The sequence below is a fragment of the Dyadobacter sp. SRI_021 genome, from assembly GCF_057586235.1.
In genome coordinates, this window is sequence record NZ_JBYCZM010000005.1 from 582,246 (window position 1) to 598,361 (window position 16,116).

Annotated in this window: 14 protein-coding genes; 11 read left to right on the forward strand and 3 right to left on the reverse strand. The window is 49.2% G+C overall.

Features of this window, described 5'->3' with window-relative positions; all coding sequences use genetic code 11:
* Positions 1-36: 36 nt before the first annotated feature.
* The 3 genes from AC2YIT_RS18670 to AC2YIT_RS18680 all read left to right on the forward strand — a co-directional run bounded on the left by AC2YIT_RS18670 (position 37) and on the right by AC2YIT_RS18680 (position 2,523).
* Positions 37-675, forward strand: a complete 639-nt coding sequence (locus AC2YIT_RS18670) for an MBL fold metallo-hydrolase (protein ID WP_487280149.1) — start codon at positions 37-39, stop codon at positions 673-675.
* Positions 676-680: 5 nt separating this feature from the next.
* Positions 681-1,385, forward strand: coding sequence for a CDP-diacylglycerol--serine O-phosphatidyltransferase (gene pssA, locus AC2YIT_RS18675; RefSeq protein WP_487280150.1), 705 nt, complete (start codon positions 681-683; stop codon positions 1,383-1,385).
* Positions 1,386-1,521: 136 nt separating this feature from the next.
* Positions 1,522-2,523: a 3-oxoacyl-ACP synthase III family protein gene (locus tag AC2YIT_RS18680; protein ID WP_430845334.1), complete on the forward strand. Its 1,002-nt coding sequence runs from the start codon at positions 1,522-1,524 to the stop codon at positions 2,521-2,523.
* A gap of 9 nt (positions 2,524-2,532) precedes the next feature.
* Here the strand turns inward: AC2YIT_RS18680 and AC2YIT_RS18685 are convergent, their stop codons facing one another.
* Entirely contained in the window at positions 2,533-2,892 is a 360-nt protein-coding gene (locus AC2YIT_RS18685; protein ID WP_223401342.1) for a CoA-binding protein, read from the reverse strand.
* A 163-nt stretch (positions 2,893-3,055) separates the two neighbouring features.
* On the opposite strand from AC2YIT_RS18685, the gene AC2YIT_RS18690 reads away from it, so the two are divergent.
* Positions 3,056-3,628: an NUMOD4 domain-containing protein gene (locus tag AC2YIT_RS18690; RefSeq protein ID WP_291199099.1), complete on the forward strand. Its 573-nt coding sequence runs from the start codon at positions 3,056-3,058 to the stop codon at positions 3,626-3,628.
* Between the two features lie 9 nt (positions 3,629-3,637).
* Here AC2YIT_RS18690 and AC2YIT_RS18695 read toward each other — a convergent pair whose 3' ends face one another.
* Positions 3,638-3,937, reverse strand: a complete 300-nt coding sequence (locus AC2YIT_RS18695) for a HesB/IscA family protein (protein ID WP_430845333.1) — start codon at positions 3,935-3,937, stop codon at positions 3,638-3,640.
* 143 nt (positions 3,938-4,080) lie between these two features.
* On the opposite strand from AC2YIT_RS18695, the gene AC2YIT_RS18700 reads away from it, so the two are divergent.
* The gene (locus AC2YIT_RS18700) at positions 4,081-4,599 is read left to right on the forward strand and encodes a DUF7935 family protein (RefSeq protein ID WP_487280151.1); all 519 of its coding nucleotides are present in this window, start codon (positions 4,081-4,083) and stop codon (positions 4,597-4,599) included.
* A gap of 130 nt (positions 4,600-4,729) precedes the next feature.
* Positions 4,730-7,138 (forward strand): endonuclease MutS2, encoded by a 2,409-nt coding sequence (locus AC2YIT_RS18705; RefSeq protein ID WP_487280152.1) that lies wholly within the window; start codon positions 4,730-4,732, stop codon positions 7,136-7,138.
* A gap of 73 nt (positions 7,139-7,211) precedes the next feature.
* Here AC2YIT_RS18705 and AC2YIT_RS18710 read toward each other — a convergent pair whose 3' ends face one another.
* Entirely contained in the window at positions 7,212-8,447 is a 1,236-nt protein-coding gene (locus tag AC2YIT_RS18710) for an MFS transporter (protein ID WP_487280153.1), read from the reverse strand.
* A gap of 241 nt (positions 8,448-8,688) precedes the next feature.
* Here AC2YIT_RS18710 and AC2YIT_RS18715 point away from each other — a divergent pair, with 241 nt between their 5' ends.
* The 5 genes from AC2YIT_RS18715 (at position 8,689) to AC2YIT_RS18735 (ending at position 16,089) form a co-directional block, all read left to right on the forward strand.
* Entirely contained in the window at positions 8,689-9,816 is a 1,128-nt protein-coding gene (locus AC2YIT_RS18715) for a Gfo/Idh/MocA family protein (protein WP_430845367.1), read from the forward strand.
* Between the two features lie 84 nt (positions 9,817-9,900).
* Positions 9,901-11,046 (forward strand): Gfo/Idh/MocA family protein, encoded by a 1,146-nt coding sequence (locus AC2YIT_RS18720; protein WP_487280154.1) that lies wholly within the window; start codon positions 9,901-9,903, stop codon positions 11,044-11,046.
* A 67-nt stretch (positions 11,047-11,113) separates the two neighbouring features.
* Positions 11,114-11,476 carry a four helix bundle protein gene (locus tag AC2YIT_RS18725; protein ID WP_430845328.1) on the forward strand — a complete coding sequence of 121 codons (363 nt, stop codon included), beginning with the start codon at positions 11,114-11,116 and terminating at the stop codon, positions 11,474-11,476.
* 68 nt (positions 11,477-11,544) lie between these two features.
* On the forward strand, positions 11,545-12,597 hold the full coding sequence (locus AC2YIT_RS18730) for a sugar phosphate isomerase/epimerase family protein (RefSeq protein ID WP_430845327.1): 1,053 nt from the start codon (positions 11,545-11,547) through the stop codon (positions 12,595-12,597).
* Positions 12,598-12,681: 84 nt separating this feature from the next.
* Complete coding sequence (locus AC2YIT_RS18735) at positions 12,682-16,089, forward strand: ThuA domain-containing protein (RefSeq protein ID WP_487280155.1); 3,408 nt, start codon at positions 12,682-12,684, stop codon at positions 16,087-16,089.
* Positions 16,090-16,116: the final 27 nt, after the last annotated feature.

Genomic DNA, 16,116 nt, shown 5'->3' on the forward strand with positions numbered 1-16,116 from the left:
TCGCGCCCATTCATTAACCCACATATCCCTACCGGAATGGTACAGGTACAGACATTTGTCTTCAATCCGTTTTCTGAAAATACCTATCTCCTATACGACGAAACAGGCGAGGCGATCATCGTCGATCCGGGCTGCTACGACCGATCGGAAGTAAATGAGCTCACGGATTTTGTGCAACAACACGGTCTGAAACCCGTGCAGATCGTGAACACCCACGCGCATATCGACCATGTGTTGGGCATCGCAGCGCTCAAAAGAAAGTATGGCATCCCATTTGTGCTACATAAGCTGGATGAGCCGCTTTTGAAGGCAGTCAAGACTTATGCTTCCAATTATGGTTTTTCAGCATTTGAAGAGCCGGAGATCGACGGTTTTATCAAGGAGGGCGAAACCATTGAATTTGGCAATACATCCCTGAAAATCATATTCGTACCCGGCCACGCGCCTGGCCACGTCGCGTTGGTGAACGATGCCGGAAAATTCGTCATCGGCGGCGATGTGCTGTTCCGCATGAGTATCGGACGTACCGACCTTCCTGGCGGCGACCATGCTACACTGCTGCGGAGTATCCGGGAGCAAATGTTTACATTACCCGACAATTATACCGTGTACGCCGGCCATATGGAGCCCACCACCATTGGTTTTGAGAAAAGAAACAATCCCTTCTTCAAATAGCGCCTATGATCCGTCGCAACATCCCCAATGCCCTCACCTGCGGCAATTTGCTTTGCGGCTGCATTGGCGTGGTGGAAGCATTCCACAACAACCTGCTGCTTTCCTGCGTACTCATTGGCGTCGCATTGATATTCGACTTTCTGGACGGTTTTATCGCCCGTTTATTGAGAGTCACCTCCCCTATCGGCCGCGACCTCGACTCGCTGGCCGACGTAGTTACATTCGGTGTACTACCGTCGATTATTATGTATCAGCTGCTCATGCAGAGCATTCCCGACTTGTTCGGTATCTGGAAGGCCTATGCCGCATTCATCATCGCGATTTTCTCGGCGATCCGCCTGGCGAAGTTCAACAATGATCCACGCCAGTCCGATTCCTTCATAGGAGTGCCCACGCCTGCCAATGCGATGCTCATCGCTTCTTTGCCTTTGATTGTCCATACAGAGAGCGAGATGTGGAAGAACATCATTATCAATACGAATAACCTGCTCATATTAAGTGCGGTAATGTCGTACGCGCTGGTTATGGAACTTCCGCTGATAGCGCTCAAATTCAAAAATTTCGGATGGCAGGGCAATGAGGCACGTTTCATTTTGATCGGCGCCACCGTGATGCTGCTGGCTACGTTAAAATTCCTCGCTATCCCGGCGATACTGGTCGTCTACGTGCTTCTTTCGATAGCCGCTAACGTCAGGAAAAAGCAGGCGTGAATTGGTACCGAAGACTTTTTTTTGCATTTTTGCGGTCTTTACCGGCAACGTATGTTGCTTATTATTATCATTTTAGCATTAAATACCGTTCTTATCTACCTTTAACCCTCGGTAGTTTTGAACCATCCCCAATAGCATGGCATTCTCCCGCATTACAGGTTTAGGCTTTTACGTTCCCGACAATATCATCACCAACGATGACCTTACCCAATGGATGGAAACTTCCGATGAATGGATCCGCGAGCGGACGGGCATTCAGGAGCGTCGGTATTTCGAATACGGGAAAGATACCAATTACAGCATGGCAGCCGCAGCGTCCCGACAGGCGTTGGACAGGGCCGGACTTACGCCGAATGACATAGATGTGATCGTGTACGCTACTATCACTCCCGATTACTTTTTCCCGGGCTCCGCGTTTCTGATGCAGCGCGAACTGGGTATGGACGGAAAGCCGGTGATCGATATCCGCGAACAATGCTCGGGATTTGTGTATGCACTTTCTATTGCCGATCAATTCATCAAATCGGGGATGTACAAAACAGCATTGGTGGTCGGTTCGGAAATTCAGTCGTCGTGGATCGACAAGAGCACGGCGGGGCGTAATACAGCGGTTATTTTTGGGGACGGAGCCGGAGCTGCGGTGGTTTCCGCCACGGATGATCCCCAACATTGTATATTATCTACACACCTGCATGCCGACGGCCGGTTTGCTGAAGAGCTCTTTGTGAAAGATCCAGGCAGCAGCCGAGAAGGTCGTCCGGTGAGCCCGGAGGTGATCGAAGCAGGCGGGCATAATGTATATATGAATGGTAATGCCGTTTTCAAACATGCGATCGTACGTTTTGGCGAGGTGATCCAGGAGGCTTTGGAGGCTAATGGCTATACGGCCGGCGATATTGATCTACTGGTTCCGCACCAGGCGAATATCCGGATCAGCGATTACGTTCGCCAGCAACTTGGGCTCGCCGAATCACAGGTTATCAATAACTTACAACGTTACGGGAACACCACGGCTGCCTCTATTCCCATTGCTTTAACGGAAGCATGGGAAACCGGCAAAGTGAAAGAAGGCGACCTGATTTGCCTTGCAGCATTCGGGAGTGGATTTACATGGGCGTCGGCGCTGATCAGATGGTAAGGTACCCGGCTAGAATTGTCCGGTCGACAGCATTACCAAAGTGCACCCCTCTATTGGTATGATATTTTTATCGATTAAAATATCCTTAAATTCAGGATTCTCTGTACCAGGGTTGAAGATAACGCGTTTAGGATTTAGAGAAACGATGTAATCGTAGTATTCAGGTTGGTGGCTCGGATTGATATACAATGTGACGGTATCTACGTCTTTCCAGTCAGTTTTGTCTGTGTTGATTTCCTCTCCTAATGCAAAACCTTTCCTGCGTCCGATGAGTAAAATGGGATGACCATAGTGCCTGAGTTTCTGTGCCGCCAGGTAAGCGTATCTGGAAGGATTGGAAGTCGCTCCTATGATGAGTGTACGTTTCATGCCAAAATCAATTTAATAAACAAATAATGGCTGCAAAGCGGTATCCGCAACAGCCACACACACTTTTGAAACACCAAAAGATCGTTCCCGATTCCCGGTAAGGGGCCGGAAGGCATGATCAACCATACAACGTTAAGAAACTATAATAATAGCTTTTATCAAAATGAATGAATCAAATGTAAGCCGGAGCTTCTGGAATGAAAAGTGGGCAAAAATTATATTCGACGAGATCGAGAACGCTCCCCATTACGAAGTATCCAACTATGGCAGGTTGAAAAGTTTCCAGAACAACCCAAAGGAAGGCGTTGTAATTAAGGGATCTGTCATTCAGGGATATAGATCATTGAATATCCGCGTAGCGGGTGGCAAGACCATCAACCGCTATGTACACAAACTTGTTGCCGAGCATTTCGTGGAAAAACCGGACGCCGATCATAACTTCGTGATCCATCTGGACTTCGATAAGCAGAATAACCATTACGAGAACCTGAAATGGGTTACAAAAGCGGAAATGATCGACCATAACCGTGAGAACCCCGCATTCATCAACCGGGTGATCCCCCGCCGTACCAAAAATTACAAGCTGACGGAAAGCAAGGTGCGGATTATCAAGAAGCTTTTGAAAAACGATAATAACCGCTTAAAAATGATCGCAAAACAATTTGGAATTACGCATACCCAGCTCAATCGCATCCGGTCAGGCGAGAACTGGAAGCATGTAACCGTTGAAGATTGATCAAAGCACTTATTTGAGTTTTTCAGCGGCGGAAACCGTATAACCGCTGCCGTTCGCCCCCTCTTCAAAGTCCACCGACACGCCGATCACGTACATTAGATGGCGCTTGTCTATCAATACCTTAATTCCCTCGATAAGGTATGTCTGGTCATGCTCTGTGGCTGTGTCGAACCCAAGCAGAAAAGATCCGCTGCACGCACCCCCTCTTAACCCTACCCGGAGCCCATAAGTGTCGGGGATTTTGTTGGCTTCCAATGTCGATCTGATTTCCAGCCTTGCTGCTTCGGTCAATTGAATCGGGTTATCCATTCCTGCTCGTTGTTCTTGATTGCGATAAATCAGTTAACGCAAACTGACGCTGTTCCATTCGCGTTTTGAAATAAATATCCGCCAAATGCGGCTAATCCTTTAATTTTGTGCCTCATTTTGGCACAAAATTACAATTTCACACCATGGAATATATTTGGATATTGACAATTCTGGTACTCGGGGGCGTCGTGACATTCGGCATGTACCTCACCATTACGACCGTCGCTAACAAGATATTTGAGAAACAGCGGTGGGATATCCGGAGCAAAAACATCGAAATCACATTGCCCCTGCGCTTGCAGGCGTACGAGCGAATGTGCCTGTTTCTGGAACGTATTACCCCTAATAACTTGTTGCTTCGATTGGTGCCTTCGGCGACAAGCGCGCTGGAACTGCAACAGATCATCCTGCACGAGATCCGGGAGGAATACAATCACAATGTGGCGCAGCAGCTCTATGTGAGTACCCATGCCTGGGAGCAAATCGTGAATGCGATGAATGAAACTGTGGCAATTGTGAATCAGGCTGCGGCAGAAGTCAGCGCTGAATCCCCCGCAGCCGACCTTGCCAAAAAAGTTTTTTCGCACGTGATCGAGAAAGAAGCTCAACCCTCGACGCACGCGTTGAAGGTTTTGAAGGAGGAGATCCGAAACGTTTTTTAGAACGGCAGTCGGCTACTCAGGATCCAAAAATATACATTAACTAACAGTGCTGACGGCTGATTTCCGACAGCCGATTGCCATTCAATTACAATGCTGACGGCCGATTGCCGACAGCCGATAGCCATTAAAAATGCTTTACCCCAATACATTAGAACAAAAACTGGGATTCGATAAGCTGAGAGAACGATTGAAGGAGCTTTGTATCAGCTCTTTGGGTCAGAGCTATGTCGAAAAAATCCGGTTTTCTGAAAATTTCGGCATGGTCGAGAAGCTCGTGAGCCAAACCGCCGAAATGCAGCGCATTCTCGAACTGGGTGAGAATTTTCCTTCCCAGAACTACATTGACGCGACGCCTTATTTAAAGCGCGCTTCTATTGAAGGAATGCTGCTCACGCAGCCCGAGTTTTCGGACCTGAAAGTCTCATTGCTGACGATCCGCCTCTGCCTGCGCTTTTTCGAAAGCCAGGAGGCAGATGCATTTCCTATTTTGGGGGAATATGCCAAAACGATCAAAGTTGAAAAGGCCGTTACCGACGCTATCGACCGCATTATCGATGATCGCGGGCAAATCCGTGATTCGGCTTCGCCTGAACTCGCACGCATTCGCAAGCGACTGATCTCCGAACAGGCTGGTATCCGTAAAAAGCTCGATACCATTTTGAAATCGGCCAGGAGCAATGGATGGATTGGTGATGATGTCTCATTGACTGTCCGTAATGGCCGTATGGTAATTCCCGTGGCTGCCGAGCACAAACGGAAGCTACGCGGGTTTATTCACGACGAATCTGCGACAGGCCAGACCGTGTTCATTGAACCAACGGATGTTTTTGAATCCAATAATGAAATCCGCGAGCTCGAATATGAAGAGCGCCGGGAGATCAACCGCATTCTGCTCGAACTGACGGCCTATATTCGCCCGTTCGTACCTGATCTGCAAAAGGCCTACGGTTTCCTGGGGCTGATGGATTTCCTGCGTGCCAAAGCAAGATTAGCGGGTGAAATAGGGGCCATTAACCCGCCGTTTGAAAACCGCCAGTTCATCGACTGGCGCGAGGCGCGGCACCCTCTGCTGCATTTGTCGTTCCAAAAGCAAGGGAAAAAAGTAATCCCTCTCAACATCGAATTGCAGGAAAAACAGCGCATTCTGATCGTTTCCGGGCCTAATGCGGGTGGTAAGTCCGTCGCATTGAAAACCGTCGGGCTGATTCAGTATATGTTCCAATGCGGATTGCTGGTACCAATGCTCGAAGGCTCATCCATGGGCTTCTTCCAAAATATCTTCATCGATATCGGCGACGAACAATCATTGGAAAACGACTTAAGTACTTATAGCTCGCATTTGACCAACATGCGGCATTTTTTGTCGATGGCGAACAAAAGGACGTTGTTCCTGATCGACGAGTTCGGTACCGGAACGGAACCCGGTCTCGGCGGGGCCATCGCGGAAGCCATTCTCGAAAACCTGACCAAATCGGGCGCTTTCGGAATGATCAATACGCATTACACTAATTTGAAAGTGCTTGCGGATAAAACCGAGGGACTGGTAAATGGAGCCATGCGCTTTGATGGTGAGCATCTGGAACCGCTCTATCAGCTCGAAATCGGCCGTCCTGGCAGTTCGTTTGCATTTGAAATCGCCTCCAAAATCGGATTACCGAAGGCGGTGGTGGCCCGTGCGAAAGAGAAGTTAGGTACGCAGCAGGTAAACTTTGAAAAACTGTTGAAAGAACTCGATATCGAACGGCGCGTATTTGCGGAGAAAAACATTGAAATAGGGATTAAGGAGCGTAAACTGACGAAGCAGGTCGCTGATTATACTGCATTGAAGGAGAAGCTCGAAAACAACGAGAAGAAGATCGTCAATGAGGCCAAGCAGAAGGCAAAAAACCTGCTTTCGGACGCCAATCAGCTGATTGAAAACACCATCAGAGAAATAAAAGAGAATAAGGCTGAAAAGGAAAAGACCAAAACAGCACGGACAACGCTTGAAAATTTTGGCAAAAACAACCTGAAACTGGCGGAGGTAACCGAAGCGCAGCCCATAGAAGAAGAATACGAACCGGAAGGCGGCGACATTACGCCAGGCAGCTACGTGCGTATCAGCGGGCAAACGGCCATCGGGGAGGTACTTTCGATCAAAGGCAAGGACGCTGAAATTCGCATCGGCGACCTGAAATCGAATGTGAAACTGAACCGCCTCGAAAAAGTCTCACGCAAGGCTTACCGGGCCGCTACCGGTGAAAAAGGGCTGAAAACGACTTCCAAAGGCGTGGATATGAACGAGCGGATGCTCAATTTCAGTTTTAACCTCGATATGCGCGGCAAACGCGGTGAGGAAGCGCTGGGATTGGTCGATCAGTTTATGGACAATGCCATCATGCTCGGCTATGATGAGCTACGCATTGTGCATGGCAAGGGTGATGGCATCCTGCGTACGCTCGTGCGCAACCACCTGCGCGGTTACAAGCAGGTAGCGGGTATGTACGACGAGCACGCAGACCGCGGCGGTGCGGGCGTGACGATCGTGAAGCTCAGATAATGTCTTCTGAAATACCACTAATGCAAAACGGGCGCCTTATAAGCGCCCGTTTTGCATTGATATATCAGCCAAATCAGTGAACTGCTGCCGAAGAAGTGGTTACCGTTTTACGTCCTTTCATCCAGAAATACAGGATACCGAACGCGACGATCAGCACCGCCGGGAACATCACCATCGTGCTTAATGTGGCCTGGCCCGCCGCCAGTTCCATTTCATCACCGCTAAGGCCCTGCGCGATCTTTTCAGCCTTGGCATCGTCCAGCCATTTACCGATCACCGGTTGCCAGATAGCTGTCGAGAACATTCCGATACCACCGACAATCGACATCCCTAACGCGCCGCTCAAAGGCACGTTTTGCGCCACGAAACCAATCATGGTCGGCCAGAACAACGCCACACCCATTGCGAAGATCACAGCTGCCGCATAAGCCGCAGGACCAGTGACTGTGCTGAACAAGTAAATACCCGCTGCTGCGAGGATTGATGAGCCCCACAGGATACCGGTTTGGCCAATTGCAGCCACAATCGGGTGTGCGAAGAAACGTGTGATCGCCATCAAACCTGTCACCAATGCGAGGATCAGCATCGGGCTTGCACCGCTTTTGCTCATGATCAAGCCTGTCCATTGTTGTGGACCGAATTCACTGATTGCAGTGAAGGCCATACAAACGAAGATGAAGAGGAACAATGGTGTGAACATCGCCTTCACGTTTTCACCGAGTGAAGTTACACCGTCCACGTGTGGTTTAGGGAATGTTTGTCCCCAGAAAAGAAATGCATAGATCACAGTCGGGATAAGGATCACCCAGATCTGCGCCTGCCAGCCGAGGTTGGCGTCAGTCATGAATTTCGAGATCAACGAACCGACTACGATACCACCGGGGAACCACATATGGAAGCGGTTGAGCATTTTGCTCATCTGCAAACCTTCGTAAGAATCAGCGATCATAGGGTTACAAGCAGCTTCGGTACAGCCATTACCTACTCCGATCAGGAACGTGGAGATCAGAAGACCGGTGTAACCGCCCGAGTAAATCGTCATGATAATACCAATCGCGTGACAAACGAACGCAACCTGCATGATCGTTTTCGGACCGATGGTGTGATACACGAGCCCTCCGATGATCATCGCGAGCGGGAACCCGAAGAACCACATCGAGTTGATAAAGCCCAGTTGTTCGGCCGTGAGGTTGAACTCGGTGCCCAGCTGGGGCAGAATCCCTGCACGGATACTGAATGAGAATGCAGTGGTTATGAGCGCAAAACAACTTGCATTGAAGAGCCTGCCGCTGTTAACTGATTGGGACATGTGACTAAATGGGTTTGATTATTTGAATTAGATGATTGATTTCGGGATACTATTTTTATTCAAAGATTTCACAAAAAAAACAAACTCCGGGGAATTCTACTGCATTTCGCTATTCCTTAGCAATGTTTTTTATGTCTTAAATTTATATTTGTAGGAAGTAAGAGTCTTTCCAAAGGCACTTTCTTATCTGTATAATTATTACAAAAACCTTAAACCAACTGGAATGTCAAGAAAGATCAGAATGGGCATGGTAGGCGGCTCCCTGGATGCATTTATTGGTGGGGTCCATCGCCGTGCAGCGATCATGGATGGAGAAATTGAGCTGGTTTGCGGAGTTTTCAGCTCCGATCCTGCCAAATCTAAGGAAACCGGAAAAGCGCTATATCTGCCTGAAAACAGGGTTTATAACGACTTTGAGGAGATGATCCTGAAAGAAAAGCAACTGCCGGAAGGGGAACGCATGGATTTTGTTTCCATTGTTACACCCAACCATATGCACGCTGCACCTACGAAGCTTGCGCTGGAAAATGGCTTCCACGTCGTATGTGATAAACCGATTACACTCAATACCGAAGAAGCAGAAGAGATAGTGGCTGTGGTTGAAAAAACCGGTCTGGTCTTCTGCCTCACGCATAACTACACCGGATACCCTATGGTAAAGGAGGCGCGCCAGATGATCGCCTCGGGCGCCATTGGAGAAGTCAGGAAGGTAATTGTGGAATATCCGCAGGGCTGGTTGGCCACACTGGTGGAAGTTACCGGCAACAAACAGGCTGCATGGCGTACCGATCCGAAGCGCTCGGGAGCTGCGGGAGGCCTGGGCGATATCGGTACCCACGCCGAAAACCTGGCCGAATACATCACCGGACTCAAAATAACCCAAGTTTGTGCCGACCTTACAATATTTGTGGAAGGCCGTTTGCTGGATGATGATGCCAATATTCTACTTCGCTTCAACAACGGCGCCAAAGGCATTCTACAAAACAGCCAGATCGCCAACGGTGAGGAAAATGACCTCAACATCCGTGTGTACGGCGAAACCGGCGGCCTGCAATGGAAGCAAATGGAGCCTAATACGCTGATTCACAAAACCAATCAGGGCACACGCATCATCCGTACGGGCGTGGGCACCCTGTCCAAAGCCGCGCAGGTGCACACCCGCATCCCGGCCGGTCACCCCGAGGGCTATTTCGAGGCCTTCGCCAATCTCTACCGCAACTTCGCCATTCATGTAAGGGCCTACTGGGAAGGCAAAAAGGCCGATCCGGTGTACGACTTCCCTACTGCACAGGATGGGCTTAGAGGTATGAAGTTCATCGACGCCGTCATTGCTTCGAACAAGACGGAGACGAAATGGACCGATTTCTGATCCTGAATACTCAATCAATTACTGTACATCTCAATTTAACCCGCGAGAGCGGACTGTTTTTCACCAATCATTCCATACCCATTTATGAACAAAATCAAAGTTGGCGTTGTCGGAACAGGCTTCATTGGCCCCGCACACATTGAAGCACTGAGACGTCTTCCTAATGTAGAAGTTGCCGCACTTTGCGAAGTGACCGCAGAACTGGCCAAGGAAAAAGCTGACGCGCTTGGCATTGCACGTTTCTACACGTTCGATGAACTGTTGAAACAGGATGACATTCAGGCTGTCCACATTTGTACGCCTAACTTCCTGCACTACTCACAGTCGAAAGCGGCATTGCTCGCCGGAAAACACGTGATTTGTGAAAAACCATTGGCAAAAGACCTCGCAGAAGCGGAAGAACTCGTAGAACTGGCTGCAAAAACAGGTCTCGTGAATGCCGTTCACTTCAACCTGCGTTACTACCCGCTGGCACGCCAGATGAAATCGATGCGCGAAAAAGGTGAACTGGGTGAGATTTATTCATTCATCGGTTCATATCTGCAAGACTGGCTGTTCTACAACACCGACTATAACTGGCGCCTCGAACCAGACAAATCCGGCGATTCACGCGCCATCGCCGACATCGGCTCCCACCTGATGGACATTCTCGAATACATTACTGGCCTCAAAACCGTTGCCGTGCTGGCCGATTTCAACACCGTTCACAAAACCCGCAAGAAGCCTTTGAAAGCCGTTGAGACTTACTCGGGTAAATTGCTGCAACCGGAAGATTACGCCGATGTGCCTATCAATACCGAAGACCACGCGAATGTATTGCTTCGTTTCGACAATGGAAACAAAGGGGTCATCACCGTTTCGCAGGTTTCGGCAGGTCGTAAAAACCGCATGTCACTGGAAATCTCCGGTTCTAAAAAGACATTCAGCTGGTGCTCTGAGTCCCCGAACGAAATGTGGATTGGCAACCGCGACAAAGCGAATGAAATCCTTATGCGCGACCCATCGCTCGTGAACGAGGACGTACGCTCAACGATTACCTTCCCAGGCGGCCACAACGAAGGCTTTCCGGATACCTCAAAACAAATGTTCAAGGAAGTTTACGCGGCAATCGCAGCCGGCAAACAGCCTGAAAACCCAACATTCCCAACGTTTGCGGATGGGTATCGGGAGTTGCTGATTTGCGAGAGAATTTTGGAAAGCAATAAGAAAGAGGCTTGGGTTAAAATCTAATTTTGAATGATTGAATGACTGAATGATTGAATGGGCGTCTGCGCTTTTTTGCTAGCACACTATGAATATGGCTGATGATAAAAAGGATTTTGTTTCTCAGTTGCAGGGGCGCACTAAGCAATTTGTATTGAGGAGCATTAGAGTCTTTAAAGCATTGCCACCGACAGAGGAGGCACGGGTTGTTGGAAAGCAGTTTCTACGATCAGCGTCGTCTATCGGAGCCAATTATCGAGCTGTGTGTAGGGCAAGAAGTCAGAATGAGTTCTTCGCGAAGATGAGCATAACGGTTGAAGAAGCGGATGAATCACTCTTCTGGATGGAGATAATGTCCGAAGCAGGTATTCTCCCCTCAGAAAAGCTGAAAGCTCTGATGGACGAAGCAGAAGAACTCATCAAGATCCTCTCCAAGGCCCGCAAAAACGCCAAATAACTACCCACAGTCATTCAATCATTTTTCATTCAGTCATTCAATCATTCAGTCATTCAATCATTTAAAACATGAAAACAATAAAAGGCCCCGGTATCTTCCTCGCCCAATTCCTTGGCGACGAAGCTCCGTTCAACTCACTGGATACCATTGCCGACTACATGGCCGGGCTAGGCTACAAGGGCCTCCAACTTCCTACCTGGGACCCGCGCGTGATCGACGTGAAGCAAGCTGCGGAATCGCAGACTTACGCCGACGAGCTGAAAGGCAAGCTCGCTGACAAAGGACTACAAATCACCGAATTGGCTTCGCACATTATCGGCCAGCTGGTAGCTTCGCACCCGGTTTATGACGATCTGTTCGATGGTTTCGCCGTACCGGAAGTTCGCAAGAACCCAAAAGCACGAGCGGAATGGGCTGTTGAGCATTTGAAACTAGTGGCGCAAGCCAGCCGCAGATTAGGGCTGAAGGCCTCCGCGACCTTCTCTGGAGCATTGGCATGGCCTTTCCTTTACCCCTGGCCTCAGCGCCCGGCGGGTTTGGTAGAAACCGCATTCAAAGAACTGGCTGCCCGCTGGAAGCCTATTCTGGACGTGTATGACGAAAACGGTGTGGACGTTGCGTACGAATTGCACCCAGGCGAGGACTTGTTCGACGGTACTACCTTCGAAATGTTTGTAGACTACCTCGGCGGCCATACCCGTGCAAATATCAACTATGACCCGAGCCACTTTGTGTTGCAGCAGTTGGATTACCTCCAATTCATCGATCTTTACCATGATCGCATTAAAGCATTCCACGTAAAAGATGCGGAATTCAACCCTAGCGGGAAGCAGGGTGTTTACAGCGGCTTTGCAGGCTGGGCTGATCGCGCCGGACGTTTCCGTTCGCTCGGAGATGGCCAAGTGGATTTCGGTGGAATCTTCTCCAAACTGTCGCAATATGATTACGACAGCTGGGCGGTCCTGGAATGGGAATGCTGCATTAAGTCGCCCGTACAAGGCGCGGCGGAAGGCGCACCGTTCATCGAAAGCCATATCATCGAAGTGACTACAAAAGCATTTGATGATTTTGCAGGAACCGGTGCAGACGAGGCATTTAACCGCAAGGTGCTCGGTTTATAATTGTCGATCTTACAAGTATATTGAAAACCTATCTTCCTTATGGAAGGTAGGTTTTTTCTACGTTAACCAATACCAACCAATCTAATGAATGAATCCCCTTTTCGAAAAGTTTTAAAACGTTTCAGGGTTGCCGGCGTGACGGCCCTGGCATGTTGCGGTCTGGTGGCTACGGCCCAGACGGTGACGCCGGAAAAGCGTGTGCTGGTATTCTCCAAAACCGCCGGCTTCCGGCACTCTTCTATCCCCGCAGGGAAAACAGCCATTTTAAAACTAGGTAAAGAAACTGGCTTTGCGGTAGACACTACTGAAAATGCGGCTGTTTTTACCAATAAAAATCTGCAAAAATACAGCGCAGTCATATTCCTGAACACCACCGGTAATGTACTGAACGACAAGCAGCAGGATGCATTTGAGCGCTACATCCAGGCGGGCGGCGGCTACGTGGGTATTCACGCGGCAACCGATACCGAATACGATTGGCGATGGTACAACAAACTCGCAGGCGCACAATTCCTGAGCCACCCAGGCAACCCGAATGTGCAGGAAGGCGAAGCGTTTGTAGTGAATGATCAGCACCCTTCGATGGATGGTTTTCCAAAAAAGTGGAAGATCAAGGACGAATTTTACGATTTCAAAAACTTTAATGAGAAAGTGAACGTCCTTGTGAAGATCGATGAAAAGACTTACAAGGATGGCAAAATGGGCGACAACCACCCGATGTCGTGGTACCACGAGTTCGATGGGGGCCGTGCATTTTACACGAACTTCGGGCATGAAGATGCTACTTATACCAATCCAGTTTTTGTAAAACACCTGACCGGCGGGCTCAACTGGGCCATGGCGTCGAAGCTGGATTATTCCAAATCCCGCCCGGAAGAAAACCGCTTTACTAAAAAAGTATTGGCTTCCAAGCTCGACGAGCCGACCGAACTCGTCGTTCTCGATGACCAACGTGTACTTTTCACCGAAAGAAAGGGAAAGGTTAAACTCTACAATCCCAAAACCGGGAAGATTAAACTCGTGGGTGAAGTACCCGTTTATACCAAACAGGAATACGGGTTAATGGGCCTGAATATTGACCCTAACTTCAAAACCAACAAGCTGGTATACATGTACTATTCTCCCCCATCGTCGGAAAAAGATACCGCGCAGCATTTGTCGAGGTTCAAATATGACGATGTGAAGGACACGGTGCTGCTCAGTACGGAAGAAGTGCTTCTGACTGTACCAGTAAAACGCACAGACTGCTGCCATACTGGCGGTTCTATCGCCTGGGATGCGAAAGGTAACCTCTATCTGTCCACCGGCGACGATGTAAACCCGTTCCAATCCAATGGATATGGGCCTATTGATGAACGCCCGGGACGTGAAGGATGGGATGGCCAGCACACTTCTTCCAATACGAACTCATTGAGAGGAAAAGTATTGCGTATCAAACCCCGCTACGGCGACCGTCGTGCGAATATGCCGGGCGGTACCAACCTGTACGACATTCCCGAAGGCAACCTTTTCCCTCCCGGAACAGATAAGACCCGTCCGGAGATTTACGTAATGGGTACCCGCAACCCTTATCGTATTTCAGTGGATCAGCACACAGGCTATTTGTACTGGGGAGATGTAGGTCCCGACGCGTCTAACGACGATCCCAAGCGCGGACCGAGAGGTTATGACGAGGTGAACCAGGCCAGAAAGGCAGGTTATTTCGGTTATCCGCTGTTTATCGCTAACAACAGGCCGTATATCGATTTCAACTTCGCCGACAGCACTTCCGGCAAGCCGTTCGATCCTTTGAAACCGATCAATAACTCGCCGCATAACACCGGTTTACAGGAATTGCCGCCTGCTCAGCCTGCGTTCATTTATTACCCATATGCCGATTCACCGGAATTTGGGGCGATTGTTGGCAAAGGAGGGCGTAATGCTATGGCTGGCCCGGTATATTATGCTGCTGATTATGAGGATAGCAAGGTTAAATTCCCTTCCTATTACAATGGCAAATTCTTCGCCTACGATTGGATCCGCGATTACATTAACATCGTGACCATGAACGAGAAGGGCGATCTGCAAAGCATCGAGCGTTTCATGCCGGGCACCAAGTTCAGCCACCCGATCGACATGCAGTTTGCGAAAGACGGTTCATTGTATACTTTGGAATACGGCCCCAACTGGTTCGCACAGAACGACGAAGCCAGCCTGTCACACATTACCTTCAATGCAGGTAACCGCGTGCCGGTGGCTGTCGCTAGCGCTACTAATACCACCGGAGCTACTCCTTTGAAAGTAAATTTCTCTTCCAAAGGCTCGCTGGATTATGACGGCGATCCGATTAAATATGAATGGTCATTTGGCAAAGGTCTGCCAAAAAGCACACTGGCTAACCCAAGCTTCACGTACGCTAAGGCAGGTGAATACACCGCAACTTTGAAAGTGACCGACAATGCGGGCAACTCCAACACCTCGGACGTGGTCGTACGCGTGGGCAATGCTATTCCAAAAGTGGATGTGACTATCAAAGGCAATAAGACATTTTACTGGAACGATAAGCCCGTAAACTATGAAGTTTCAGTTTCAGATAAGGAAGACGGCAGCCTGGCCAACAAAAAGATTCCGGAAGACGAGGTAACGCTGACCATCAACTACCTCGAAGGTTTCGACAAAACGCAACTCGCACAAGGCCACCAGGCAAACAGCGGCTTCGAAACCGGTAGGCGAATGATCGAACTAAGCGATTGTAAAGCCTGCCACTCGATTGATAAAAAGTCAATCGGCCCCGCTTACCGCGAGGTCGCGAAAAAGTACGCCAGAGAGCGCAATTCTTTGAAAACGCTTACAGACAAGGTTTTGAAGGGCGGTAGCGGCGTGTGGGGCGAGCAGGCAATGCCCGGCCACCCGCAACACAAGCCAGAGGAAATCGAGGAAATGGTGAAATATATTCTGGACCTCAATAATCAAAAAGCTGTTGACAAAAAGCCGTTGAAGAGCTCTTATATAACCGAGGCTAAGAAAAAGCAGGGTTCATACATCTTCACAGCCAGCTATACCGACAAAGGTAACGGCAACATGGGTCCATTGACAGGCTCGAAAACCGTAGCATTGCGCCCCGCGACCCTAATGGCAAACATGGCCGACACCACCAAAAACACCTTCAAATACAAAGGTGACAATGGCAATGAAATGGTGATCGGCATGAAAGATGGCGGTTTCATCGCTTTTGATGATATCGACTTGAGCGAAATTTCAAAATTGGCTGTTGCGGTTGGAAGTAATGCGGCTCGCTCTGCCGGAGGAACGCTGGAAGTCCGCCTCGATGGCGTTGCGGGAACCAAAATCGGTGAAGGTAAAGTAGATAAGTCGGAAACGATCAGCATTCCGGTGAAAGTGCCAGCCGATGGCAAACTGCACAATGTCTATTTTGTATTTAAAAATGCAGAAGCGGGTAGCAAACCCTTGTTCTCGATTGAATCGGTGCGATTCGAGAATGCTGCATTGTAAAACTGATTTTCAGTAGAAATGGTAAAA